Source organism: Nonomuraea antri (genome assembly GCF_013283785.1).
Classification (GTDB): Bacteria; Actinomycetota; Actinomycetes; order Streptosporangiales; family Streptosporangiaceae; genus Nonomuraea; species Nonomuraea antri.
Window position 1 is genome coordinate 73,563 of sequence record NZ_JABCPZ010000008.1, and the last position, 24,338, is coordinate 97,900.

Annotated in this window: 28 protein-coding genes and 1 tRNA gene; 13 read left to right on the forward strand and 16 right to left on the reverse strand. The window is 69.7% G+C overall.

Annotation, left to right across the window (positions count from 1 at the left end; all coding sequences use genetic code 11):
- Positions 1–8: 8 nt before the first annotated feature.
- The 9 genes from HII36_RS04465 to HII36_RS04505 form a co-directional block, all read right to left on the reverse strand.
- Positions 9–1,433, reverse strand: coding sequence for an acyl-CoA carboxylase subunit beta (locus HII36_RS04465; protein ID WP_173521737.1), 1,425 nt, complete (start codon positions 1,431–1,433; stop codon positions 9–11).
- Positions 1,433–2,659 carry a beta-ketoacyl-ACP synthase II gene (fabF, locus tag HII36_RS04470; RefSeq protein WP_173521777.1) on the reverse strand — a complete coding sequence of 409 codons (1,227 nt, stop codon included), beginning with the start codon at positions 2,657–2,659 and terminating at the stop codon, positions 1,433–1,435. The genes HII36_RS04465 and fabF overlap by 1 nt, the downstream gene beginning before the upstream one ends.
- 51 nt (positions 2,660–2,710) lie before the next feature.
- Complete coding sequence (locus HII36_RS04475) at positions 2,711–2,950, reverse strand: acyl carrier protein (protein ID WP_173521738.1); 240 nt, start codon at positions 2,948–2,950, stop codon at positions 2,711–2,713.
- Between the two features lie 91 nt (positions 2,951–3,041).
- Complete coding sequence (locus HII36_RS04480; protein WP_173521739.1) at positions 3,042–3,998, reverse strand: beta-ketoacyl-ACP synthase III; 957 nt, start codon at positions 3,996–3,998, stop codon at positions 3,042–3,044.
- Positions 3,995–4,891, reverse strand: coding sequence for an ACP S-malonyltransferase (locus tag HII36_RS04485; protein WP_173521740.1), 897 nt, complete (start codon positions 4,889–4,891; stop codon positions 3,995–3,997). The genes HII36_RS04480 and HII36_RS04485 overlap by 4 nt, the downstream gene beginning before the upstream one ends.
- A 103-nt stretch (positions 4,892–4,994) precedes the next feature.
- Complete coding sequence (locus HII36_RS04490; protein WP_173521778.1) at positions 4,995–6,119, reverse strand: PucR family transcriptional regulator; 1,125 nt, start codon at positions 6,117–6,119, stop codon at positions 4,995–4,997.
- A 118-nt stretch (positions 6,120–6,237) separates the two neighbouring features.
- Entirely contained in the window at positions 6,238–6,675 is a 438-nt protein-coding gene (locus tag HII36_RS04495) for a DUF350 domain-containing protein (protein ID WP_173521741.1), read from the reverse strand.
- Positions 6,672–7,820 carry a glutathionylspermidine synthase family protein gene (locus HII36_RS04500; protein ID WP_173521742.1) on the reverse strand — a complete coding sequence of 383 codons (1,149 nt, stop codon included), beginning with the start codon at positions 7,818–7,820 and terminating at the stop codon, positions 6,672–6,674. Before HII36_RS04500 ends, HII36_RS04495 begins: the two co-directional genes overlap by 4 nt.
- 3 nt (positions 7,821–7,823) lie before the next feature.
- A complete protein-coding gene (locus HII36_RS04505; RefSeq protein ID WP_173521743.1) occupies positions 7,824–8,240 on the reverse strand; it encodes a hypothetical protein in 417 nt (138 codons plus the stop codon).
- Positions 8,241–8,342: 102 nt separating this feature from the next.
- Between HII36_RS04505 and HII36_RS04510 the strand changes: the two genes are divergently transcribed.
- The 3 genes from HII36_RS04510 to HII36_RS04520 all read left to right on the forward strand — a co-directional run bounded on the left by HII36_RS04510 (position 8,343) and on the right by HII36_RS04520 (position 10,682).
- Positions 8,343–9,368, forward strand: coding sequence for a PHP domain-containing protein (locus HII36_RS04510; RefSeq protein ID WP_173521744.1), 1,026 nt, complete (start codon positions 8,343–8,345; stop codon positions 9,366–9,368).
- Between the two features lie 124 nt (positions 9,369–9,492).
- The gene (locus tag HII36_RS04515; RefSeq protein WP_173521745.1) at positions 9,493–10,221 is read left to right on the forward strand and encodes a helix-turn-helix transcriptional regulator; all 729 of its coding nucleotides are present in this window, start codon (positions 9,493–9,495) and stop codon (positions 10,219–10,221) included.
- An 89-nt stretch (positions 10,222–10,310) separates the two neighbouring features.
- Positions 10,311–10,682 carry a VOC family protein gene (locus HII36_RS04520; protein ID WP_173521746.1) on the forward strand — a complete coding sequence of 124 codons (372 nt, stop codon included), beginning with the start codon at positions 10,311–10,313 and terminating at the stop codon, positions 10,680–10,682.
- A gap of 152 nt (positions 10,683–10,834) precedes the next feature.
- Here the strand turns inward: HII36_RS04520 and HII36_RS04525 are convergent, their stop codons facing one another.
- The 5 genes from HII36_RS04525 to HII36_RS04545 all read right to left on the reverse strand — a co-directional run bounded on the left by HII36_RS04525 (position 10,835) and on the right by HII36_RS04545 (position 17,730).
- Positions 10,835–11,578 (reverse strand): maleylpyruvate isomerase family mycothiol-dependent enzyme, encoded by a 744-nt coding sequence (locus HII36_RS04525; RefSeq protein WP_173521747.1) that lies wholly within the window; start codon positions 11,576–11,578, stop codon positions 10,835–10,837.
- A gap of 90 nt (positions 11,579–11,668) precedes the next feature.
- Positions 11,669–13,171, reverse strand: coding sequence for an alpha/beta hydrolase (locus HII36_RS04530; RefSeq protein WP_173521748.1), 1,503 nt, complete (start codon positions 13,169–13,171; stop codon positions 11,669–11,671).
- Between the two features lie 187 nt (positions 13,172–13,358).
- On the reverse strand, positions 13,359–16,106 hold the full coding sequence (gene aceE / locus HII36_RS04535) for a pyruvate dehydrogenase (acetyl-transferring), homodimeric type (RefSeq protein ID WP_173521749.1): 2,748 nt from the start codon (positions 16,104–16,106) through the stop codon (positions 13,359–13,361).
- A 601-nt stretch (positions 16,107–16,707) separates the two neighbouring features.
- Entirely contained in the window at positions 16,708–16,917 is a 210-nt protein-coding gene (locus HII36_RS04540) for a response regulator (RefSeq protein WP_173521750.1), read from the reverse strand.
- 462 nt (positions 16,918–17,379) lie between these two features.
- Positions 17,380–17,730, reverse strand: a complete 351-nt coding sequence (locus HII36_RS04545; protein ID WP_173521751.1) for a hypothetical protein — start codon at positions 17,728–17,730, stop codon at positions 17,380–17,382.
- A 192-nt stretch (positions 17,731–17,922) separates the two neighbouring features.
- Between HII36_RS04545 and HII36_RS04550 the strand changes: the two genes are divergently transcribed.
- From HII36_RS04550 to HII36_RS04580, 7 genes are all read left to right on the forward strand, one after another.
- A complete protein-coding gene (locus HII36_RS04550) occupies positions 17,923–18,105 on the forward strand; it encodes a DUF1918 domain-containing protein (RefSeq protein ID WP_173521752.1) in 183 nt (60 codons plus the stop codon).
- A gap of 9 nt (positions 18,106–18,114) precedes the next feature.
- On the forward strand, positions 18,115–18,522 hold the full coding sequence (locus HII36_RS04555) for a secondary thiamine-phosphate synthase enzyme YjbQ (RefSeq protein ID WP_173521753.1): 408 nt from the start codon (positions 18,115–18,117) through the stop codon (positions 18,520–18,522).
- 115 nt (positions 18,523–18,637) lie between these two features.
- Positions 18,638–19,066: a DUF3052 domain-containing protein gene (locus tag HII36_RS04560; RefSeq protein WP_173521754.1), complete on the forward strand. Its 429-nt coding sequence runs from the start codon at positions 18,638–18,640 to the stop codon at positions 19,064–19,066.
- A 731-nt stretch (positions 19,067–19,797) separates the two neighbouring features.
- Positions 19,798–20,256, forward strand: coding sequence for a peroxiredoxin (locus tag HII36_RS04565; RefSeq protein WP_173521755.1), 459 nt, complete (start codon positions 19,798–19,800; stop codon positions 20,254–20,256).
- A gap of 14 nt (positions 20,257–20,270) precedes the next feature.
- Positions 20,271–20,582 carry a hypothetical protein gene (locus HII36_RS04570; protein ID WP_173521756.1) on the forward strand — a complete coding sequence of 104 codons (312 nt, stop codon included), beginning with the start codon at positions 20,271–20,273 and terminating at the stop codon, positions 20,580–20,582.
- A gap of 214 nt (positions 20,583–20,796) precedes the next feature.
- A complete protein-coding gene (locus tag HII36_RS04575) occupies positions 20,797–21,738 on the forward strand; it encodes an ROK family protein (RefSeq protein WP_173521757.1) in 942 nt (313 codons plus the stop codon).
- Positions 21,739–21,754: 16 nt separating this feature from the next.
- Positions 21,755–21,826 (forward strand) — tRNA-Val (locus HII36_RS04580).
- A gap of 9 nt (positions 21,827–21,835) precedes the next feature.
- Here HII36_RS04580 and HII36_RS04585 read toward each other — a convergent pair.
- Positions 21,836–22,087 carry a hypothetical protein gene (locus HII36_RS04585; protein WP_173521758.1) on the reverse strand — a complete coding sequence of 84 codons (252 nt, stop codon included), beginning with the start codon at positions 22,085–22,087 and terminating at the stop codon, positions 21,836–21,838.
- A 112-nt stretch (positions 22,088–22,199) separates the two neighbouring features.
- On the opposite strand from HII36_RS04585, the gene HII36_RS04590 reads away from it, so the two are divergent.
- Positions 22,200–22,439: a hypothetical protein gene (locus HII36_RS04590; protein ID WP_173521759.1), complete on the forward strand. Its 240-nt coding sequence runs from the start codon at positions 22,200–22,202 to the stop codon at positions 22,437–22,439.
- Positions 22,440–22,708: 269 nt separating this feature from the next.
- Complete coding sequence (locus HII36_RS59130) at positions 22,709–22,960, forward strand: CPCC family cysteine-rich protein (RefSeq protein ID WP_173521779.1); 252 nt, start codon at positions 22,709–22,711, stop codon at positions 22,958–22,960.
- A gap of 160 nt (positions 22,961–23,120) precedes the next feature.
- On the opposite strand, the gene HII36_RS04600 is transcribed toward HII36_RS59130, so the two are convergent.
- Positions 23,121–23,888, reverse strand: coding sequence for a LysR family substrate-binding domain-containing protein (locus tag HII36_RS04600; protein ID WP_328807590.1), 768 nt, complete (start codon positions 23,886–23,888; stop codon positions 23,121–23,123).
- Between the two features lie 55 nt (positions 23,889–23,943).
- On the opposite strand from HII36_RS04600, the gene HII36_RS04605 reads away from it, so the two are divergent.
- The gene (locus tag HII36_RS04605) at positions 23,944–24,330 is read left to right on the forward strand and encodes a DUF5997 family protein (protein WP_173521760.1); all 387 of its coding nucleotides are present in this window, start codon (positions 23,944–23,946) and stop codon (positions 24,328–24,330) included.
- The last annotated feature ends 8 nt before the right edge of the window (positions 24,331–24,338 follow it).

A 24,338-nucleotide genomic window follows, 5' to 3' on the forward strand; every position in this document is an offset into this window, starting at 1 on the left:
CGAAGGTTCTACAAGGGGATGTTGCCGTGCGCGCCCCTGGCCGGGGTGGCCCGGGCGAGTAGCCTGGCGATGGCGCCCCTGGTCTCCTCGGGCTTGATCACCTCGTCGATGACGCCCAGGTCTCTGGCCCGGTCGAGGCCGCCGGCCAGCTTCTCGTGCTCGGCGGCCAGGCGCTGCTCCAGCTCGGCCCGCTCCTCCTCGGGAGCGGCGGCCAGCTCGCGCCGCTTGAGCACGCGCACCGCCGCCACCGGGCCCATGACCGCGACCTCGGCGGTCGGCCAGGCGAACACCTTCGTGGCGCCCAGCGAGCGGGAGTTCATCGCGATGTACGCCCCGCCGTACGCCTTGCGCGTGACCAGCGTGACCCGCGGCACGGACGCCTCGGCGAAGGCGTGCAGCAGCTTGGCGCCGCGGCGCACCACGCCGTCGTGCTCCTGGCCGACGCCGGGCAGGTAACCCGGCACGTCCACGAGGACAACCAGCGGGACGCCGAAGGCGTCACACATACGAACGAATCGGGCGGCCTTCTCGGCGGACGTGGCGTCGAGACAGCCCCCGAGCCGCATCGGGTTGTTGGCGACCACGCCCACGGTCCGGCCGCCGAGCCGGCCGAGCGTGGTGACGACGTTCGGCGCCCACTTGGGGTGCAGCTCGATGCCGGCCTCGTCGAGCAGGCCGTTCACCAGCGGCTTGACGTCGTAGGCGCGGCGCGGGGACTCGGGCAGCAGCGTGGAGAAGTCGACGTCCTCGACCTCGCCGGCGCGGACCCGGCCCTGGTGGCCGAGCAGCGAGGCGAGCCTGCGCGCCTGCACGTAGGCCTCGGTCTCGGTCTTGGTGACGACGTGGACGACGCCGCTGCGCCTGCTGTGCGGCTCGGCGCCGCCCAGGGCGGCCGAGTCGACGTCCTCGCCGGTGACGCTGCGCACCACGTCGGGGCCGGTGACGAAGATGCGGCCGGTGTCGGCCAGGATCACCAGGTCGGTCAGCGCCGGGCCGTAGGCGGCGCCGCCGGCCGCCGCGCCGACGACCACGGACAGCTGCGGGACCACGCCCGAGGCCTTGGTCATGGCGGCGAACACCCGGCCGACGGCGTGCAGCGACTCGACGCCTTCGGCGAGTCGCGCACCGCCGGAGTGCCAGATTCCGATGACCGGCACCCGTTCACGGACGGCCACGTCGTAGGCGTGCACGATGTGCTCGCAACCTTCGCTGCCCATCGCGCCGCCCTGGAAACGGGCGTCGCTGCAGAAGGCGACGACCGGCACCCCCTCGATCCGGCCCATGGCGGCCTGGACGCCGCTCTTGTCCTCGGGAGTGATCAGTCGCAGTGTGCCTTCGTCGAGCAACGCGGTGAGGCGGATGACGGGATCGCGAGGATCCGCGGGCTCCTGGTCGGAACCCGCCGCCACCACCCGGTTGTCGAGCACGGTCATTAAGCCCCCTTGAATACGACGGTCACGTTGTGACCGCCGAAACCGAACGAGTTGTTGACCGCGGCGATGTCGCCCTGAGGCAGCGCGCGGTTCTCGCCGTGGACCAGGTCCACGTCGATGCCGTCGTCGAGGTTGTCGAGGTTGATCGTGGCGGGGACGATCCGCTCCTGCAGCGCCTTGATGGCGAACACGGACTCGATGCCGCCGGCGCCGCCGAGCAGGTGCCCGGTCATGGACTTGGTCGAGGTCACCAGCGGGTGGCTGCCGATGGCCTTGGCCACGGCCTGCACCTCGGTGACGTCGCCCGCCGGGGTGGAGGTGGCGTGCGCGTTGACGTGCTTGACGTCGTTGCCGGTGATGCCGGCGTCGTTGAGCGCCTGGGTCATCGCCATGATGATGCCCCGGCCCTCGGGCTCGGGCTGCGTGATGTGGTGCGAGTCGGCGGAGTAGCCGACGCCGGCGGCGTAGGCGTAGATCCGCGCGCCCCTGGCCTTGGCGTGCTCCTCGGACTCCAGCACGATGATGCCGGCGCCCTCGCCGAGCACGAACCCGTCGCGGTCGCGGTCCCAGGGACGCGAGGCGCCCTCAGGGTCGTCGTTACGGGTGGACATCGCGCGGGCGGCGGCGAAGGCCGCCATGTTGAGCCCGTGGATCGCGGCCTCGGTGCCGCCGGCGATCACCACGTCGGCGCGGCCGGCCCTGATCATGTCCATCGCGTAGCCGATGGCCTCGGCGCCCGAGGCGCAGGCCGACACGGTGGCGTGCACGCCGGCCTGGGCGCCGCGGTCGAGCCCGATCCAGGCGGCGGGGCCGTTCGGCATGAGCATCGGCACCGTGAAGGGCGACAGCCGGTTCCAGCCGCGCTCCCGGTAGGTGTCGTAGGCGGTCAGCGTGGTGGTGATGCCGCCGATGCCGCTGGAGACCACGACGCCCAGCCGCTCGGGCGCCACCTCGGGGGCCCCGGCGTCCTGCCAGGCCTCCCGGGCGGCGACCATGGCGAACTGCTCGCTGCGGTCGAGCCGGCGCGACTCGGGCCGCGGCAGCACCTCGGTCGGGTCGACCGCGGCCGTCCCCGCGAACTTCACGGGGACGGTGTCGATCCAGTCCGCGGTGAGAGCCTTGACGCCCGACTGACCGGCGAGGAGCGCCGACCAGGTCGAGGTGACGTCTCCACCGACGGGCGTCGTCGCGCCAAGCCCGGTGACGACGACTCGTACCCGGTTCACACTCACGTTTCTCGCTCCTTCAAAGGTCAGGCGGGTGGGTCAGAGAGGCTTTCAGCCCTGGATGAAGTTGAGGACGTCCTTGACCGTCTTCAGGTTCTTGAGCTGGTCGTCGGGGATCTCGACGCCGAACTCGTCCTGGGCGGCCACGGCGATCTCGACCATGGACAGGGAGTCGATGTCGAGGTCGTCCACGAAGGACTTCTCGGGGGTCACCTCGGCGGCCGGGATGCCGGTGATCTCGTTGATGATCTTGCCGAGGCCCGCGAGGATCTCCTGCTCGGTGGCAGCCATGTCGTTGGTTCTCCTTTTGATTTCTTCTGGGTTCTGCACGGCTCTCGCCGTACAAGCTCTGTCAGGCACGACGAAAGTGTCGTACCGGATCCTACGGAATCTCGATCACTTGGCCCGCGTAGGTCAGGCCGGCGCCGAAGCCGAGCAGCAGCGCCAGGTCGCCCGAGCGGACCTCGCCGCGCTCCACCATGCGCGAGAGCGCCAGCGGGATCGAGGCGGCCGAGGTGTTGCCCGCCAGGACGATGTCCTTGGCGACGACCGCCTTGTCGGCGCCCAGCTTGCGGGCGATCGCCTCGATGATGCGCAGGTTGGCCTGGTGGGGCACGAACGCCGCCAGCTCGGACGGGTCGACCCCGGCGCGCTCGCAGGCCTCCTTGGCGACCGGGTGGAGCGCGGTGGTGGCCCAGCGGAAGACCGTCTGGCCCTCCTGGCGCAGGAAGTGGTCGCGGTCCTTGATCGCGATGGCCTCCGACTTGTCGCCGGAGCTGCCCCACACGACCGGGCCGATGCCCGGGATGTCCGACGGGCCCACCACGGCGGCTCCGGCGCCGTCGGCGAAGATCACCGCGGTGGACCTGTCGGTCCAGTCGATCCACTGCGACAGCTTCTCCGCGCCGATCACCAGCACGTTCCTGGCGGCGCCGCCGCGCACGGCGGCGCTGGCGGTGGCCAGCGCGTAGCAGAACCCGGAGCAGGCGGCGTTGACGTCGAACGCGCCGGGCGACTCGATGCCCAGCCGGTGCGCCACGACCGCGGCGGCGTTGGGGATCTGCGTCTCGAGCGTGCAGGTGGCCACGATGACCAGGTCGATGTCGGCGGCGGACAGGCCGCTGGCGGCCAGCGCCTTGCCGCCAGCCTGGACGGCCATGTCCTCGAGGGACTCCTCGACGCCGGCGACCCGGCGTTCCTTGATGCCGACGCGGGTCTGGATCCACTCGTCGTCGGTGTCGATGGTCCTGGCCAGATCGTCGTTGGTGACGATGTTGGCCGGCTGGTAGTGGCCCAGAGCCAGCACCTTGGCGCCGGGGGAGACGTCGGGGATCCTCACTTGATCAGCTCCCTGGCCTTGTCGAGATCGTCGGGGGTCTTGAGCGCCACGGTCTGCACGCCGCGCAGGCCGCGCTTGGCCAGGCCGGTCAGCGTGCCGCCGGGCAGCAGCTCGATCATCTTGGTGACGCCGAGCTCGGCCATGGCCGCCACGCAGGAGTCCCACCTGACGGGGGCGCTGACCTGGGCGACCAGGCGCTCCATGAGGTCGGCGCCGGTGGAGACGACCTGGCCGTCGGCGTTCTGCAGCAGCCTGACGGACGGGTCGGCGGGCGTCACCGAGGCGGCGGCCGCGCGCAGCCGTTCGACGGCCGGGGCCATGTGGTGGGTGTGGAACGCGCCGGCCACCGACAGCGGGATCAGCCGCGCCCGGGCGGGTGCGTCTTCCTTGAACGCGGCCAACTGCTCCAGTGTTCCGCCGGCCACGATCTGGCCCGCGCCGTTGATGTTGGCCGGGGTCAGCCCCTGCTTGTCGATGGCGGCCAGCACCTCGGCCTCGTCGCCGCCGAGCACCGCGGTCATGCCGGTCTGGGTGACGGCGGCGGCCTCGGCCATCGCCTGGGCCCGCTCGCGGACCAGGGCCAGCGCCTGCTCGGGGGTCAGCGACCCGGACAGGGCGGCCGTGGCGAACTCGCCGACGCTGTGCCCGGCGACCAGGTCGGGCGTGACGCCCAGCGCCTCGGCCGAGGCCAGCGCGGCGGCCACGAGCAGCGGCTGGGCGACGGCGGTGTCACGGATCTCGTCGGCGTCACCCTCCGTGCCGTACTTGATCAGGTCGAGCCCGACCACGTCGGACCACCCGGCGAGCCGGTCGGCGAGGCCGGGCAGCTCGAGCCAGGGGGTCAGGAAGCCTGGGGTTTGGGCGCCTTGGCCCGGAGCGACGAGTACAAGCACGAAATCCACCATGCCCTGTAGAACTTCGACACGTTGATGGAGATCCGTACGAACTTTGTCCTGGGTGATTTGTAGGAACCCTACAGTGGGGATTTCGGCCTGGTTACGTTAGGGCCCGCCACATTTCGGCGCTTTCCGAGAGCCTGCCGAGGATGAGCCCGACCTGGAGGGTGAAGGCCGAGCGGCCCTCGGTCGGCTGGTAGCCGGTCAGCTCGGTGATCTTCTTCAGCCGGTAGCGCACCGTGTTCGGATGCACGAAGAGCAACCGGGCGGTGGCCTCCAGTGAGGTGCCCTGCTCCAGATACGTGGCCAGCGTATCGAGCAGCGGCGTTCCGGCCAACGGGAGATAGACGTTCTCGATCAGTTGCTCGCGCGCGTCGGTGTCGCCGTCGAGCGCCCGTTCGGCCAGCAGGTCCTCGGCGTGGACCGGGCGCGGCGCGTCGGGCCAGCCAGGCGACGCCTTCAGCCCGGCCAGCGCGGCCCTGGCCGACCTGGCGGCCGCGTGCAGGTCGGGCACCTCGGGGCCGATCACGATCGGGCCGGCGCCGAAGCGGGCCACGACCTGGCGGGTGGCGTCCTCGACGCTCTGCGCGCCGCCCACGATGATGATGAGCCGGTCGGCCTGGACGCCGGCCAGCAGGTCCATGCCGATGCGCCGGCCCTTCTCGCGCAGGCCGTCGATGACCGCGCGTGGGTCGCCGTCGGGGGCGTGCCCGGCGATGACCACGACCGGGGAGGAGGTCCAGCCGAGCGCCGCGGCCCAGGAGTGCAGGCCGTCGTCCACCTCGCCGCGCACCAGCGCGTCGACGATCAGGGCTTCGAGCCTGGCGTCCCACGAGCCCCTGGCCTCGGCCTCGCGGGCGTAGACGTGCGCGGCGGCGAAGGCCACGTCGCGGGTGTAGCGCAACATGGCCTGCTGGAGCTGGTCCTCGCCGCCGGGCGCGGCCAGCTCGTGCGTCTGCGCCTCGACGACCTCGACCACGACCCTGACGATGTCGACCGTCTGCTGCAGCGAGATGGACCGCTTGAGCTCGCGCGGCGCGGTGCCGAAGAACTCGATGCTGGGAGTGGGCCGGTTCTCGCCCGCGTGCTGGAACCACTCCACGAACGCGGCGATGCCCGCCTGGGCCACCAGCCCCACCCACGACCTGTCCTCCGCGCTGAGCGCGCGGAACCACGGCAGCTGGTCGTCCATGCGCGCCATCGCCGCCGTGCCGAGCGCGCCCATGGCCCGCTCGAGCCTGCGTGTGGTGTCCTCCCGAGTCCGGTCTGTCACGCCTCCTAGAGTGCCAGGTCGTTTCCGATGACCGCGACGCCCAGGTGGCCGCGCGGGCTCAGACGCGGCCTCAGATGACCGCGACGGCGGTGATGAGGCCGATCGCCACGTGGGTGACCGCGAGCATGCGCGCGCCGGGCTGCAGCTCGGACTCCTTGACCAGGTCGCGGACGGAGATGCCGACCACCCGGTCGAAGGCCAGCATGGCCAGCGTCTGCATGACGATGCCGACCAGGCCGAACACGGCCGTCGCGGCCAGGCCCTCGACCAGCTTGCCGCCGGAGCTCCAGATGGACGCGGCCACGATCAGCCCGATCGCGCCCATCGCCGAGGTGGCGAGCAGGGCCGCGTTCGGGTTGCGCTCGGTGCGGATGACCTCGCTGAGCTTGCCCGGGGTGGCCCAGTCGATCACGTAGAAGCCGATGATCAACAGGATCACGCCCACGGCGGCGTAGGCGGCGATGGCCCCGGCGCCGCGCAGGAGGAACTCCAGGAGGGTGCTGTTCATGATTGCTCGATTCGGTGCGGGACGAAGGAGGAGGTGTTGTCGGTGATGTAGCCGGTGGTCTCTCTGATGCCGAGCCCGGCCGCCGCGTCGGCGACCACCCAGGCGCCGAGCACGGGCCGCTGGCCCTCGAAGGCGGGCAACGCCTCGAAAGCCTGGTGGACGTAGCCTTCACGGCCGTAGACGCCGGATGTCTCCTGGGTGCCCTCAGGGGTGACGATGCGCATCGAGGCGCCCTCGCGGCCCAGCAGCGGCTTGGCGATGTACGACGTGAGCTCGCGCGGCCCGTCGAGGTAGGCGGGCAGCAGGTTGGGGTGGCCGGGATACAGCTCCCACAACACGGCGAGCAGCGCCTTGTTCGACAGCAGCGCCTTCCACAGCGGCTCGATCCAGGTGGCGTGCCGCACCGCGTGGCGGCCGAAATCCTCGGCCAGCATCCACTCCCACGGGTACAGCTTGAACACCGAGCGGATCATCTCGTCCTGCATGCCGGCGAAGCGCCGGTTGAGTGCGTCCCAGCCGATGTCCTCCATGGCGATGGAGATCGTCTGGAGCCCGGCCTGCTCGGCGGTCTCCTGCAGGTAGGCGACCGTCATCGCCTCTTCGCCGGTTTCGTCGCGGCTGGTGAAGGCGAAGTGGGTGGGGCCCGGCGGCAGCCGCAGCTCGCCCCAGCGCTCGATCAGCCGCTCGTGGATGGAGTTCCACTGGTCGTCGCCCGGATGGGCGTCCTGCAGCCAGAACCACTGCACCACCGCCGATTCGACCAGCGACGTGGGCGTGTCGGCGTTGTACTCCAGCAGCTTGGCCGGGCCGGTGCCGTCGTAGCGCAGGTCGAAGCGGCCGTACAGGTGGCCGTCGCGGCGCTCCCAGGAGCGGGCGACCTCGTCCACCGCCCACTCGGGGATGGCGAAGTCCGCGAAGCGGCCGGTGGAGACCACGTGCTCGACGGCACGCAGGCACATCCCGTGCAGCTCCTCGACCTGCTCCTCCAGCGACTCCACCTCAGCCAGCGAGAAGACGTAGTGCACCGACTCGTCCCAGTACGGCCGGACCAGCCCGTCGGGGTGCGCGGCCCGGTGGTAGGCCAGGCCCTGGCTCTCGATCGTCTTCTCCCAGCCTTCGCGGGGAAGACCGTGTTCGCGGCGCACGGCTCAGCTCCCGCTGCTGTCGCTGTAGCTGCTGCCGAAGCCGCCACGCTGGATCGAGCGGCCGTTGCGGCTGCTGATGTCGACGTCGGACGGGCGCAGCATGGTGCCGCTGCCCACCCGGTTGCCCACCCTGGTGCCGCCGTAGTACCAGCGGTAGGCGCCGCTGTAGCCCCGGTAGACGTAGGTGGTGCTGGTGCCGTCGTCATCGTCGTCGCAGTATTCCTCGTCGACGATGGGGTAGGTGCCGTCGGGAAGTTGCTGGGTCATGTCGACGCAGTCGGCGGTGACCTCGTCCCGGCTCGCCTGGACCGCGCAATAGCCGACGAACATGACGCTTAACGCGCCGAGGATGGTGAGCGGAATGACTTTCGACGCCTTCCGCTCCTGCGGCGGCGGCGACTTCGGCGGCTGTTGTGCCATCTAGCTCCTGCTTTCAGTGGCCGCACAGCCTATCGGTGGCTGTTGTCGTCCATCAATCCGTAACCCCTGCGGCTTGCGATTCACTTGGGTATCAATCAACGTATGGAACCCGTCAAGGCCCTGCGTGACATCGCCTTCCTGCTGGAACGTGCGGGCGAGCCCACCTACCGGGTACGCGCCTTCCGCAACGCGGCGGCCGTCATCGCCGATCTGCCGCGCGACCGGCTCGTCCAGCTGGCGCGCAGCGGCGGGCTGGGTGATCTGCCGGGGATCGGGAAGGTCACCACACTTGTGATCAACGAGGCACTCGATGGCCAGGTTCCCACCTATCTGCGGAGATTGCAGGCGACCAAAGGCGTGGAGCTCGACGCCGAGACCGCCGCGCTGCGCGCCGCGCTCAAGGGCGACCTGCACAGCCACTCCGACTGGTCGGACGGCGGCTCGCCGATCGAGGAGATGGCCGAGTCGGCGATCGCGCTCGGGCACGAGTACTGGGCGCTGACCGACCACTCGCCCAGGCTCACCGTCGCCAAGGGCCTGTCGGCAGAGCGGCTGACCAAGCAGCTCGACGTGGTGGCCGAGCTCAACGAGCGGCTGGCGCCGTTCAGGATACTCACCGGCATCGAGGTGGACGTCAACCTCGACGGCAGCCTCGACCAGGAGCCCGAGCTGCTGGAACGGCTCGACGTGGTGGTGGCCAGCGTGCACTCCAAGCTGCGCATGGGCGAGGCGGACATGACCAGGCGGATGGTCCAGGCCATCGCCAACCCGCACGTGGACGTCCTGGGCCACTGCACCGGGCGGGTCGTCCAGGCCGGGGGCAAGCGCGGGGTGAAGCGTCCCGAGTCGGAGTTCGAGTCCGACATCGTCTTCGAGGCCTGCCGGCGGTTCGGGGTGGCCATCGAGATCAACTCGCGGCCCGACAGGCTCGACCCGCCCAAGCGGCTGATGCGGCAGGCGTACGAGGCCGGGTGCCTGTTCGCCATCGACTCCGACGCGCACGCGCCGGGCCAGCTCGACTGGCAGCGGTTCGGGTGCGAGCGGGCCGCGCGGTGCGGGATCGAGGCCGAGCGGGTGGTGAACACCTGGGAGCTGACCCGGCTGCTGGACTGGACGCGCGAGAGGTGAGCGGGCCGGTGGCCGCTGGGGCTGTGGCCCTGGCGTGAGACTGCTGTTGCCGGTCGGTGAGGCGGGCCTGCGGAGACCGGCGGGCGGCCCGCGATTGTCGGTGGCCCGGCGTAACGTCTCGATTGTGAACCGTACCGATCGGCTCTACGCGCTCGTCGAAGACCTGCGCGCCATCGCTCCTCGCTGTCGTTCCGCGCGCGAGCTGGCCAGGCGTTTCGAGGTCAGCGTGCGCACGATCGAGCGCGACATCACCGCGCTGCAGGAGTCGGGAGTGCCGATCTACGCCGAGCCCGGGCGCAAGGGAGGTTATGCGATAGACAAGAAGATGTCGTTGCCGCCGCTCAACTTCACCCCGGCCGAGGCCGTGGCCATCTCGATCGCGCTGAGCCAGGCCGGTGACCAGCCGTTCGGCAGGCACGCGCGCAGCGCGCTGCGCAAGGTGGTGGCCGCCATGCCGGGCACGGAGGGCGATCTGGCCAGGGAGCTGGCCAGGCGGGTGCAGGTCGTCTCACATCCGGCCGACTCCGACACGCAGATCCAGCCGCTCGGCGCCGAGGGCATCTCGCGGGCCATCGAGGAGGCGCTGCTGCGCCGCCGCGTGCTCAGGCTCGACTACGCCGACGCCAAGGGCGCGCTCAGCTCGCGCGACGTCGAGCCCGGGGTGTTCCTGGGCGGGCGCGGCGGCTTCTGGTACCTGGTGGCGTGGTGCCGGCTGCGCGACGACGTGCGGGTGTTCAGGCTCGACCGCATCGCCACCGCCACGGTCACCGCCGAACGGTGCCCGGACCGGCCGCTCGAAGGCTTCGCCACCGACGTGCCCGAGATGATCGTCCACGGCACGGTGCTCGATTGATTTTTCGATAAGTCAAGAGGAAACACCGACATAGGGTTGTCGCTCACCCGTTAGATCGTTGTCTTGTTCGAGAAAACGAGGAGATGACGATGGATAACACGGTGACCTGGTTCGAGGTCGCGAGCGCCGACCCGGAAGGCGCCGAACGCTTCTACGGCGGCCTGTTCGGCTGGTCGTTCTCCCGCGAGGACGGCCCGATCGACTACCGGATGATCGGCTACCCGGGCGGCGGGCAGCCGGCCGGCGGGCAGCCGGCCGGCGGGCTGTTCAACACCAAGGGCGACTTCCCCGACCACGCGGTCTTCCACGTGCAGGTCGCGGACGTGGAGGCGGCATGCAGGCGCACCGAGTCGCTGGGCGGCAAGGTGGTCAAGATGGTGATCGACGATGGCGCCGGCACCGACTTCGCGTATCTGCAGGACACCTCGGGCAGCCTCTTCGGGATCTTCCACCGCAGGTGATGACCCCCTTCGCGGGCCGGTGAAGCACCTTCCCCGCCTATCCGGCACCGCACGTGGGCGGTTCACCGCCCTGGACACGCCGCCGACCGCCGAGTGGCGGCGCGTCCAGGGCCATCCCTTGAGGGGGCAGAGGCCGATGCCCCTTCGGGGGTTCAGAGGTTGACGGCCGCGAGCCAGCGGTCGAGCAGGTCGCGGTCCCCGAACACGGTCAGCGCGCCCGGTGAGCGCCGGCCGTACAGCATGAGCAGCAGGTCCGCGGCCGAGCCGCGGACGGCCGTGTCGCCCTTGGCGTGGCCGCGCGACCAGGTGATCGTCCCCGACGGTCCCTGGGTGAGCGTCCACTCGCCGTCGTGGGTGTCGGTGGCGTGGAGGTGGATCGTGGCCCCCTCCACGCCGAGCTCGGCCAGCGGCCCGGTCACCCAGGCGGCGTGCGAGAGGTTCTCCAGGAACTCCGCCACGCCGTCGACGGCCGTCGCGATGTCGATCTCGGGGGTGATCCCGAGCGCGAGCTCCACGTCCACGCGGTGGATGACCAGCTCGAACAGCATGCGCGGCGGCCACCAGGCGGCCCTCTTGCCCGGGCCCCAGGTCCACAGGGGCGTGTCGGGGTCGGTGGCGCGCATCGCGGCCAGCATCCCCGCCAGCCCGGCCGCCAGCCACTCCGCGTCGCCGCGCTGACCTTCGGCCAGGCCGTTGGGCACCTGTCGCGACCAGATGCGCTCCTGCACCCGGTTGGTCAGGATGTGCGTCACCCAGTGGTGCATGGTGCCGATGTGCACGACCACGTCGTCCAGCCGCCAGCCGGGGCAGGTGGGCACCGGGGTGTCGGGGTCGGCGCCGCGGATCAGCCCGGCGACGCGGGCCGTCTCGCTCTCGATGTGCGAAAGATAGTCCACGCGCCCGACCTTAGATCAGGGCGCGCGGACCTCAAGGTCTCGATTCACGCGGCCGGGCCCCGCCGGTTCAGGCGGCGGGGCCCTCCCGGTTCAGGCGGCCGGGCAGGACGCGTTCTTGCCGGGCACCTTGCCCTCCAGCAGGTAGCCGTCCACCAGGCCCTGCACGCACTTGCTGCCCGACAGGTACGCCCCGTGCCCCTCGCCCTCGTAGGTGACCAGCGTGGCGGTCTTGAGCTGGGCGGTCAGCTTCGGCGCCCACTCGTACGGCGTGGCCGGGTCGCCCTTGCCGCCCACCACCACGATCGGCGCCGAGCCGGTGGCGTCGACGTGCCTGGCCTGGTCGCTGCCCTTGGCCGGCCACATCCGGCACAGCCCGCCCGAGCCCTCGCTGCCGAACAGCGGCGAGATCTTCTGCGCGGCCGCCTCGGTGCGCCGCAGCTCGGCCTCGGCCGGACGTTCCGCCGTGTCCACGCAGGTGATGGCCGGGAAGCTGGTCATCTGGGTGGAGTAGGTGCCGTCCTCGGCGCGTCCGGTGTAGGTGTCGGCCAGGTACATCAGCGCGTCACCCTGGCCCTTGAGCGCCTGGCCGAGCGCGGCCTCCAGGAACGGCCAGGTCATCTCCGAGTACAGCGCGGCGGCCACGCCGGTCGAGGCCAGGCCCTGGGTGAGCTTCCTGTTGCCGACCTGCAGAGGCTGGGCGGCGAGCTGGTTCATCAGCTTGGTGACGTTGGCGTCGGCGGCCTTGACGTCGGTCCCGACCTCGCACTGCTTGTTCTTCACGCACGCCTTCAGAAAGCTCTCGTAGGCCTTCTGGAAGCCGCGGGTCTGCGCCAGCGTGCGCTGCTCGAAGGTGACCGTGGGATCGAGCGGCGCGTCGAGCACCATCCGGCCCACGTTCTTCGGGAACAGCGTGGCGTACACGCCGCCGAGCTGCGTGCCGTAGGACATGCCGAGGTAGTTGAGCTTGGCGTCGCCCAGGGCGGTGCGCATCCTGTCCATGTCGCGGGCGGCGTTCACGGTGCCGACGTGCGGCAGGATCTTGCCGGAGTTCTTGGCGCACTGCTCGGCGAACTCCTTGTTGGCGGCTTCGCTCTCCTTGTGCGTCTGCTCGTCGGGCGGCAGCGTGTCGAGCGCGGTGAACTCGTCCATCTGGGCGCTGTCCCCGCAGCGCACGCCGGAGCTGCGCTCGACGCCGCGCGGGTCGAAGCTGACCAGGTCGTAGCGGGAGCGCAGCCCGCCGAGCGTCTTGGCGGCCTGGTCGAGCGTGTCGACCCCGGAGGCGCCGGGGCCGCCGAAGTTGAACACCAGCGAGCCGATCCGCTTCTTCGGGTCGCCGGCGGGGATCTTGATGAGCGCCAGGTCGATCTTCTCGCCGTCGGGTTTGGCGTAGTCGAGCGGCACGGCCAGCTTGCCGCACTTGACGGAAGGATCCTGCCTGGCGGGCTTCTCTCCGTCCGGACGTTTGATGTCCGTGCACGGGCCCCAGGTGATGGTCTTCTCGTCGGCGGTCGAGCCTGTGGCGGGCTCGGCCGGGGTGCTGCCGCAGCCGGCCACCGGGACGAGCAGGATGGCCGCGGCCAGAACACGTCGCATACGAAAACTTCCCCTCGATGTCTCAGGGGGAGGTAGTGCCCACAATAAGGGAAGCCGCACGTAGAAAGGGTGAGGCGGCACGTACCCCTCCTGAACGTGCCGCCTCACACTCCCCAAACGGGAGTCCGCCCGGAACATGACGCGTCCCCCGGAAAAAACTTCTCCGGGGGACGCGTCATCGTCGGTGTCAGACGCCCATGGACTGGGTGTCGTTGCTCTCTGCGCCACCGGCCTCGGTGACGCCGTTCTTGAGGTGGTAGCGGGCGATCGCCTCGCGCAGCACCTCGGCGTCGAGCTGCCCCTGCTTGACCAGCGCGGTCAGCACGGCCAGCGTGATCGAGGCGGCGTCCACGTGGAAGTGGCGGCGCAGCGCCGAGCGGGTGTCGGACAGGCCGAACCCGTCGGTGCCCAGCGAGGACCAATCACCCGGCACCCACTGCGCGATCTGGTCCTGGACGGCCTTCATGTAGTCGCTGACGCCCACGAACGGGCCCTGCGCCTGCGAAAGCGCCTGGGTCACGTACGGCACGCGCTGCTCGGCGTCGGGGTTGAGCAGGTTGTGCTCGTCGCAGGCCAGCGCCTCGCGGCGAAGCTCCGACCAGGACGTCGCCGACCACACGGTGGCCGACACGCCCCACTCCTCGGCCAGCAGGCGCTGGGCCTCGACCGCCCACGGACCGGCCACGCCCGAGGACAGGATGTTGGCCTTCGGCCCGTCGGCGCGCGGCGAGTCGGCGAACTTGTACAGGCCCTTGAGCAGGCCCGGCACGTCGAGGTCGGCCGGCTCGGCGGGCTGGATGTACGGCTCGTTGTAGACCGTGAGGTAGTAGAAGACGTTCTCCGGGTCTTCCCCGTACATCCGGCGCAGGCCGTCCTTGACGATGTATGCGGTCTCGTAGGCCCAGGACGGGTCGTAGGAGACGGCGGCCGGGTTCGTCGAGGCGATGAGCGGTGTGTGGCCGTCCTCGTGCTGCAGGCCCTCGCCGTTCAGCGTGGTGCGGCCGGCGGTGGCGCCCAGCAGGAAGCCGCGGCCCATCTGGTCGGCGAGCTGCCACATCTGGTCGCCGGTGCGCTGCCAGCCGAACATCGAGTAGAAGATGTAGATCGGGATCATCGCCTCGCCGTGCGTGGCGTACGACGTGCCGACCGCGGTGGTGGAGGCCATCGAGCCGGCCTCGTTGATCCCCTCGTGCAGGATCTGGCCGACCGTCGACTCCTTGTACGACAGCAGCAGGTCACGGTCGACGGCCTCGTACGTCTGGCCGTGCGGCGAGTAGATCTTGGCGCTCGGGAACATGGCGTCCATGCCGAACGTGCGCGCCTCGTCGGGGATGATCGGCACGAAACGCTTGCCGATCTCCTTGTCGCGCATGAGGTCCTTGAGCAGCCGGACGAACGCCATGGTGGTGGCCACCTGCTGCTTGCCCGAGCCCTTGGAGAACTGCTTGTACACGTCGTCGCCGGGCAGCGTGAGCGGCTTGGCCCGGACCACGCGCTTGGGCAGCACGCCGCCCAGGGCCGCGCGGCGCTCCTTCATGTACTCGATCTCCGGGTCGTGCTCGCCCGGGTGGAAGTACGGCGGCAGGTCGCCTTCGAGCGCGGAGTCGGGGATCGGCAGGTAGAGCCGGTCGCGGAACTCCTTCAGCTCGGCCTTGGTGAGCTTCTTCATCTGGTGCGTGGCGTTGCGCGCCTCGAAGTCCTTGCCCAGGGTCCAGCCCTTGATGGTCTGGGCGAGGATCACGGTCGGCTGGCCGACGTGCTCGCGGGCCGCCTTGAACGCCGCGTAGACCTTGCGGTAGTCGTGGCCGCCGCGCGACAGCTTGCGGATGTCGTCGTCGGTCAGGTGCTCGACCATCTTGCGCAGGCGCGGGTCGCCGCCGAAGAAGTTGTCGCGAATGTAGCCGCCGGTCTCGACCGAGTAGGTCTGGAACTGGCCGTCGGGGGTCGTGTTCATCTGGTTGACCAGCACGCCGTCGACGTCGGCCGCCAGCAGCGGGTCCCAGTCGCGGCCCCACACGACCTTGATCACGTTCCAGCCGGCGCCGCGGAAGTACGACTCCAGCTCCTGGATGATCTTGCCGTTGCCGCGTACCGGGCCGTCGAGGCGCTGCAGGTTGCAGTTGATGACGAAGGTGAGGTTGTCGAGCTCCTCACGGGCGGCCAGGCCGATCGCGCCGAGCGACTCGGGCTCGTCCATCTCGCCGTCGCCGAGGAACGCCCACACATGGCTGCGCGAGGTGTCCTTGATCTGCCGGTTGAGCAGGTAGCGGTTGAACCGCGCCTGGTAGATCGCGCTGATCGGGCCCAGACCCATGGAGACGGTCGGGAACTCCCAGAAGTCGGGCAGCAGCCGCGGGTGCGGGTAGGAGGGCAGGCCGTGGAAGCCGTGCGACAGCTCCTGGCGGAACGCGTCGAGCTGGCTCTCGTTGAGCCGGCCCTCCAGGAAGGCGCGGGCGTAGATGCCCGGCGCCGCGTGGCCCTGGAAGAACACCTGGTCGCCCGACTCGCCGTGGTCCTTGCCGCGGAAGAAGTGGTTGAAGCCCACCTCGTAGAGCGAGGCCGCCGAGGCGTAGGTGGCGATGTGGCCGCCCACGTTCGTGCGCGCGTTGGCCCGCGACACCATGACGGCCGCGTTCCAGCGGATGTAGGCGCGGATGCGGCGCTCGACGTGCTCGTCACCGGGGAACCACGGCTCGCGCTCCGGCGGGATCGTGTTGATGTAGTCGGTGCTGCGCAGGCCCGGCACGCCGACCTGGTGCTCGCGGGCCCGCTCCAGCATGCGGAGCATCAAGTAGCGGGCTCTCGTGCGGCCCTCCGTCTTGACGACGTTGTCGAGGGACTCGAGCCACTCGTTGGTCTCACTGGGGTCGACATCAGGCAGCTGGCTGGGTAGGCCGTCGCTGATGATCGAGAAACGCTGGCGTCCGGAAGCCACTGGGTCTCGCCTTCCGAGGATGACTGATGTCTGGTCTGGGTCTCGCCTTCCATCCTGGTCGCTAGTCGTAGAAAGTGCATCTCTACTGACGAGTAACCAGGGTGTCCCTGCTGGCAGGGCTACTCTGCGTGGCCTAGACCACCGATGGTAGGACGAATCGCCACCAAAGGTTACATCGAAGCAGCAATTTAACAAGACCGGAAAACGAACGAAATTTCGCTCGAAAGTCTTGGAGGATCGCCCGAGGTCGTCCCCGCCTCACCTGAACCTCCCCCGAAGAGGGGAGATCTCACCCACGCCCGCGCGATGCGACCGGCGAGTCTATCGGTCAGGCTCCCATGGTGGCCTGCTCGGGGCCGGGTTAACTCGTGTTCATGGGGGCGTTTCTGCTGGTCACGGGGGTGACGTGCGGATCGGGGACCGGGGGCGCGGCGGTCTGCGGCACGGGAACCCGGGCGCGTCCGCCTGTGGCACGGGAACTGGGGCCGCGCCCGCCTGCGGCCAGGGCGACCCCGAGCCTGATGGCGGCATCACCGCCACCGACCCGGCCCCGTCGCCAGGGCCGTGATCGTTCGCCGGCCTCAGGGCCTTCACGGGGCCTTCACAGGGCCTTCACAGGGCTTCGTCCAGGGGATGAGGCCCTGTTGCAGGGCCCCTGGCCAGGGGCCCTGCACGTCGCGTTCGCGCGCACCGCCTCCGCCACCCGCTCGTCGTCCTGGAACGACGTGAGCACGATCACCGCTGGCGGCTCGTCCTCGGCCCGCAGCGTGCGCAGGCCGTGCCAATCCACGACGAGGACCCGGATCGTCATTCAGCCGCGTTCTTCCACTGTGTTGACGGTGGCCGTCACGGTGGCGCTGTGGCCCGGCCGGCTGCGGACGTCCAGGGCGCCGCCCAGCTCGCTCACCCGCATCAGCGCCAGGCCCATGCGTGCCGCGCGGCCACCTCCGCCGGGTCGAAGCCACGCCCGTCGTCAGTCACTCGACTGTGACGAGACCGTCGCCGCGGCTCAGACGTACCCGCAGCGTGGCAGGTTCGGCGTGCTTGACCGCGTTGCCCAGCGGCTCCCGCACGAGGCGGAGCACGGCGTGCTCGGCCGGGGAGAGCGAGCAGCACGTCGGTCAGCTCACAGGTCACCGTGATGCCTATGCGGGTCTCGTAGGCGCGACACAGTTCCGCGATCGCCGGCCGCAGCCCGGCGTCCTCCAGCGGCACCGGGCGCCGCTCCAGTAGCAGCTGCCGCACGATGACCGGGCTGGCCCACCAGGTCACCTCACGACCGCCGACGTCGCCGCTCCCGCCGCCGCCCGTCCCCGGGCCGGGCGCCCGGATCCGGAGTTTCGCCGGACGTGAGCCGCCTCGGGTCGGTGCCGCGGACGATCCGCAGGCCGGGGGCGAGCAACGCGGCCACCGGCGGCGCCTGAATCTCCTCGCCCTCGGCCAGGGCCTTCATGTTCGGGATCTCGTAGCCGAAATTCCATCTGTCCTGGTCGGCGGACGAGGCGGCGGGGACGTCCGGGTTCAGCCTGGACGCGGTCAGACCGAGGACCTTGGGGTCTCTGGTGGCCAGTTCCCGGGCCGCGGCGGCCGCGTTCGAGCTGCAGGCCAGAGGGATCAGGATCAACGGCGCCAGCGCGGTCTCCACCAGGAGCGCCGCGGTGGCGGTGGCGAGGGCGTACGAGACGGTCGTCCGGCCGTGGGGCCCGAAGCGCCACAGCCGCGCAGCGTAACGTTTCGGACATCTTTTTCCCTCGCCCGATGAGGGGAGGTGGATATGCCTCTTTTCCTATGGCGGTCGGCGTACGAAGGTGGAGGTATGAATGCGACGGTAGGCGACCGGCTCCTGGTGCACGGGAATACCGTTGGCGAAAGGGACCGGAGCGGCGTGATCATCGAGGTCCACGGCCAGAACGGCGGGCCTCCGTACATCGTGCGGTTCGACGACGGACACACCGGGCTGGTGTTTCCCGGCCCTGATGCGGTCGTTGTGCCTCAGTAGGATTCTCATGTGAGATCTGAAATCATCTCCGTGGCCACCGGGTCACGAGAGACGGTGCACGACATCACCGCCGAATGCGCGGAATTCGTCCGGGCGCAGGGTGAGGACGGCCTGCTGCACGTTTTCGTGCCGCACGCCACCGCCGGCGTGGCCTTGCTCGAGCTGGGGTCGGGCAGCGACGACGATCTCCTCGCGGCGCTTCGCGATCTGCTGCCCGCCGACGACCGGTGGCGTCACGCGCACGGTTCGCGCGGTCATGGCAGGTCGCACGTCATGCCGGCGCTGATCCCGCCGTACGCCACGATCCCCGTGCTCGGCGGCAGATTGGCGCTCGGCACCTGGCAGTCGGTGGCGCTGGTGGACCTGAATGTCGACAACCCGCAACGCCAGGTTCGCCTGTCGTTTTTGTCCCATTGATTCTGGCCGACTACGGCCGTACCCGTGGCGACCGTTGACGACTGAGGGTCACAGCGTGTGGACTGTGCCGAAGCGATAAACCGCATAAGCGGCCACTCAAGCAGGAGGGATAAACGTGAGCGCGACCGCGGGTCAGGCGCAGGGCGAGCGCGGCCTGGCCGAACGACTCGGCCTCAAGCCGGGTCAGGTGGTGCAGGAGATCGGTTGGGACGAGGACGTCGACGACGAGCTTCGCGACTCCATCGAAGACCTGACCGGTAACGAGCTGCTGGACGAAGAGACTGACGACGTCGTGGACGTGGTGCTGCTGTGGTGGCGCGACGGAGACGGGGACCTCTTCGACGTCCTGAGCGACGCCATGCGAGGTCTCGCCGAGGGCGGCCAGATCTGGCTGCTGACTCCCAAGGCCGGGCGCGATGGCCATGTGGAGCCGAGCGACATCGGGGAGGATGCCGCTACCGCGGGTCTCTCGCAGACGAGCAGCATCTCCGCCGCGCCCGATTGGTCGGGGACCAGACTCGTCACGCCGAAGGGACGCCGGTAGAGAACCCGAGCACAACGGCCCACGGTTCGGTGTGTTCGACACGGCCGACACGGGCCTGAATGACCTGAACGGCCTGAATGGTTTGTATGGCCGGTGGTCGCCGACGTCGGTGGCGTCGGTGGCGTGACCGGCGGGGTCTCGGTTCGGTGCGGTTCGGGTGTCGCCTGGCCCGGTGGGCCGGGTTCGGTCCGGTGAGGTCGGACCGATCGATGCCGGATCGTTGTGCTGGACGGTGACGCCAGGTCGGGGTGCCCGATTTCGGGGCTGGATCGTGGCGTCGGCTCAGTCGTGTCAGCTCGGTCGTATCGGCTCAGTTGTTCGGTTCGGTCGTGTCGGCTCGGTCGTGTCGGTTCGGTCGTGTCGGTTCCGGTGCGTGGACTGCGGTGCGGCGATCCCGGTGGGATCGACCGCATCGATCCCGGATCGATCCCGGCACGTCGCTTCAGGTGCGTCGGTCGGGTCGGGCGGTCCGCGGTGTCCGGGTGCGAGTTCTCGCGGTGCGGGGCTCGCGTCCATGACCGGGGTCATGACTGTGATCGAGGTTGTGATCGAGGCCGGATCGTGACTGCGGCCGTGAGGCGGCGAGATGGCGTGGAGGCCTGGCCGCCGCTGAACCGGAGTGCGGTGCGACGACCCCGCCGTCATGCCGCTGGAGCGGCGTGGCGGTCCGATGGTGCGTTCGTGGCCATCCCGTGGCGGCCCGAGCGTCGCCCGTACGGCAGGATGGTGGTGTGAACGCGCATCCTGCCAAGGTCGGCGCCCCGGCGCCCGACTTCGAACTTCAGGACCAGCACGGCACTCCGGTGCGACTCTCCGAGCTCCGGGGCAGGAAGGTCGTGCTGGTCTTCTACCCGCTCGCGTTCAGCGGGATCTGTCACGCCGAGCTGTCGGCTCTGCGCGACTTCACCTTCCCCGAGGGTGTGCGGGTGCTCACCGTCTCGGTCGACTCCATATATTCGCTGCGTGCCTGGGCGGACCGGGAGGGTTACGCGTTCTCGCTGCTCTCCGATTTCTGGCCACACGGACAGGTCGCGCAGGCGTACGGTGTGTTCGATGAGGTGAAGGGGCTCGCGCTGCGGGGGACCTTCATCATCGACGGCGAGGGCGTGATCCGGTGGTCGGTGGTCAACCCGACCTCCTCGGCACGTGACGTCGCCGACTACGTCAAGGCACTCGCCGACATTTCTTGACTTCGGAGGAAACGATGCCCTGCTACCGCTGCGGGGCCCGGCAGACCGACCCGGTCCGAGGCGCCAGCCCGTGGAAGCGCGGGGTGCGCGACGAGACCCAGGTGCTCATCTGCCCGGACTGTCAACGGCTGCACGACCTCGATCTCGACACGTGCGGCACCTGCGGATCCACCACGCTCATCTGCCGGCTCGGTGAAGTGGAATGCCGGTCGTGCGGTGCGGTCCGGATGGCCCGATCCGACGCGCTGGCGGGCACGGTGGCCCCGCCACCCGGGCTGTCGGCGGAGGTGGAGGCCGCGCTCAACCGGGTGCTGGGCCGAGCCTGACCGGCGTGAGACAAGGCGTCGACGCCGACCACCGAAGGCGGGACCGGATGTCGAGATCTCATGCCCCGAGGCCCCCGTCCTCCGGAGAGTTGCCTGCGTGCGGACGTGGACGGCGACCGCCGTCTCACCCACTCGACGGCGTCGTCTCACCCACCGGCGTGCGGATTTTCCGGACACGAGCTGACCTGCGCTATCGTCTCCTATCGTGTCCGCAATGAGTTCGTTCGTCGTCGCGCTCGACGTCGGTGGCACGTCCATGAAGGGCGGCCTGGTCAGCGAGTCCGGCGCGGTGCTGCTGAGCGAGCGGCGCCCCACCCCGCGCGCAGACGGCCCTGAGGCCGTCGTGGCCGCCATCCGTGACTTCATCAGTCACCTGGCCGCGTCCGGCGATGGTGTGCCCGCAGGGGTCGGTCTGGCCGTTCCTGGGCTGGTCTCGGAGAGCTCGGCCATCTACGCGGCGAATCTCGGCTGGCGCGACGTCCCGGCCACGGACTTCACGTCCCTGGACGTCCCCGTCATGCTCGGCCACGACGTACGCACCGGCGGGCTGGCGGAGAGCATCCTCGGCGCGGGCAGGGGCGTTTCCGACTTCCTGTTCCTGCCGATCGGCACCGGGATCGCCGGCGCCATCATCGTCCACGGCGAGCCGTACGGCGGCGTCTCGGGCTGGGCCGGCGAGATCGGCCACACGCCCGTCTTCCCCGACGGCGAGCAGTGCGCCTGCGGCCAGTTCGGCTGCCTGGAGACGTACGCGTCCGCGGCCGCTGTCGGCCGCCGCTACAGCCAGCGCGCGGGCGTGGAGGGCGTACGCGCCGAGCAGGTGGTCAACTCCGACGACCCGATCGCGATCGAGGTCTGGGACGAGGCGGTGGAAGCGCTGTCCCTGGCCCTGGCCACGTACACGCTCCTGCTGGACCCCTCCATGATCGTCCTGGGCGGCGGCCTCGCGGAGGCGGGCCCCGCACTGTTCGACCCGGTCCGCACCCGGCTGGTCAAGCGTCTCACCTTCCGCGACGCGCCCCCGCTGGTGCCGGCCGCGCTCGGCGTGGACGCCGGCATGCTCGGCGCCGCCCTGCTGGGCTGGCGAGCGGCGGGACGTCCTGAACTCGGTCCCGGCTGGGTATTGGATGTGCGATCGGCCCCGTTGGTGTCGTAAGGTTAGTGCCGATCAGGGGCGGTTAGCTCAGCGGTAGAGCACTCGCCTTACAAGCGAGGGGTCACTGGTTCGAACCCAGTACCGCCCACCTGCGACCTCAGCCCCGTTTCCGATCGCGGAAGCGGGGCTTCGTGCCGTTGACGTGCCATTGGATCGCGCGGCGGAAACTTTTGCCGGAGTCGGCGGGAATCCTTGTTGCCGGGAGATCGTGGAAGTGTCGCCCAGGGACGCCGATCTTCCTGATGGTCTTGTTCCACTTCGCCGCGCGTAAGAAGTCGGTGCGGCGAAGGATGCCGCCTCGTGCGCCGGGGAAGATCAGCGCGTCGGTTTTGAGTGGTGAACTCGACATGCTGGCTGCTGTCGTGCGGGGCTTCAGATCAGGGTGATGGGTGCGCCGTCGCACTGAGGCGGGCCGGGTAGGGGATTCCTGCTGATTGATGCCATGTGGGATGCTCTCCGCCGTGACCGAATCCGAGGACCACAAGGCTTACCGTTCGCCGGCCGATGCCCCCGAGGACCATGATGTGGTCCGGAACATCGGGACGGTCGCGATTGTCGTCGGCGTCGCCGTATCGTTCGGGATTCTGATCTTCGAGGAACGATTTCCCTCGTGGCCATGGCTGGTAGGTCTATGGATCATGGCGCTGATCGGCGTTGGTTTGCGGATCGAGGCGGCAATTCGTGAGCGCCGCCGCTCTTGAGGCCCCGCACTAGGCAACCGCTGGCCTGATCATCTGGGCTGACAGTCCACACATACGTAGGAGACGGCCCGGTTGATGGGCTGGGCGTCTTGGACTGCGACGAAAGCGGTGAGGGGCTGGCCCGGCCTCTGCTGCTGAGGTTCGCCGTTGGTGAATATTTTTTTTCTTTGAGGTGTGGGCATTGAAGTGGGAGGTGCGGTGGCGTGGCGGAAATGAAGCATCCCAGTATCGAGGAGATCCGTGAGCGGAGGCGATGGGTTCTGGGTGTGATGGCGGAACAAGGGGGAACTTTTCTTCGGCTGCCGCCGCGTGATGAGCCGTACTCGTGCCCATGCTGTTTCCTGCCCACCCTTCGGTATCGGGGTGGCTTGGGGTTCTGTGCAGAATGCTGGTGGGAGGATGACGGGCAGGACGATCACAATGCCGATGTCGTCTTGGGTGGCCCCAACGGGTCGGCGAGTTTGACCGAGGAGCGGCGGCGTTATCGGGCGATGCGGGGATTGCCGCCGTTGGAGCTGTGACGTGGCGGAGGTGGCCTCGCGTGCTCATGGATCGTTAAACGATGAAAGCGCAAAATCGGCTGGGCTGTTTACTGCCGAGGAACGCGGGATCGGGGTGGACGACTTCCCGCCCGCGTCGGCGGCCTGTGTGTATCTGGTGCGTCTTTTGACCGGGTGGGGGTCAGCGGGGGCCCTTTCGTTTGCGGCCGGTTTGGGGTGAGCGGCGGGGGGTGGAGCCGGTTCGTGCGCGCTTCTGCGACGGCGACTGTGACTGCGACTGCGATTGTGACTTCGGCTGCGGCTGCCGTTGGGGCTGCTTGTCGGCGTGCGGGGCGGGGGTGCGGCCGCGGGAGCTGTTCACCGTCCGGCCTCGGACGATCCCGATGAAGTCCTCGACCAGGTCGGTCGTCGCGTCCGTCGGCCAGGCCAGCGCGATCTGGGACTGCGGCGCGTCCGTCACCGGGCGGTACTTGAGGTCCTTGCGGTGGTGGAGGCGGGCCAGCGACTGCGGGACCAGGAGCAGCCCGGCCCCGGACGCGACCAGCCCGATCGCGTCCGCCGTGGTGTCCGGGCGGGTGAACGCGGGCAGCCCGGGCAGGGACGTCCACTCGATGGTGTCGTCCAGCGGGTGCAGCACCTCGTCGTCGGCCAGGTCGGCGAGGGTCACCTCCTCGGCGGCGGTCACCGCGTGGTCCTTGGGCACCACGACGACCGTGGTCTCCACGTAGAGAGGGATCGCGCTGAGCCGGTCGCGGTCGACGGGCAGCCGGACGAAACCGGCGTCGGCCTCGCCGTTCAGCAGGAGGGCCGGCACTTCGGCGGCGGGGACCATGGACAGCGTCACCGGCACGCCGGGAATCCGCTCGCACCAGACGTTGACCCATTTCGCGGGTGTCACCCCGGGCGCGTACGCCAGCCGGAACACCCTGCCGGTCTCCTCATCAGTCACTTCGTCAGCCTACCGATGGCGGGGAGACCGGTTCCGATTGACTACTCTTGACGCCATGACCTCGTCCAAACCGAAGAGCATCCAGACGATGAAGCCCGAGACCGCGGCCAAGAAGCTGGGCGTGCTCCTCTCGGCCACTCCCGCCGAGTTCCAGGCGGGCGTCGTCTCCAGGGACGAGCTGAACGAACTGCAGGCCAAGCCGCCGTCCTGGCTCGCCGACCTGCGCCGCAACGGCCCGCACCCCAAGCAGGTGGTCGCCGCGAAGCTCGGCGTGTCGATCTCCGGCCTGGCCAGGAACGGCATCACCGGACCGCTCACCACCGCCGAGATCGACGCGTTGAAGGCCGAGAACCCCGACTGGCTGGAGCGGGAGCGGTCCATCCAGGCCGAGAACCGCAAGGAAGCGCTCCGGCTCAAGGAACAGCAGCAGCAACAGCGCTAGCCGCTCGG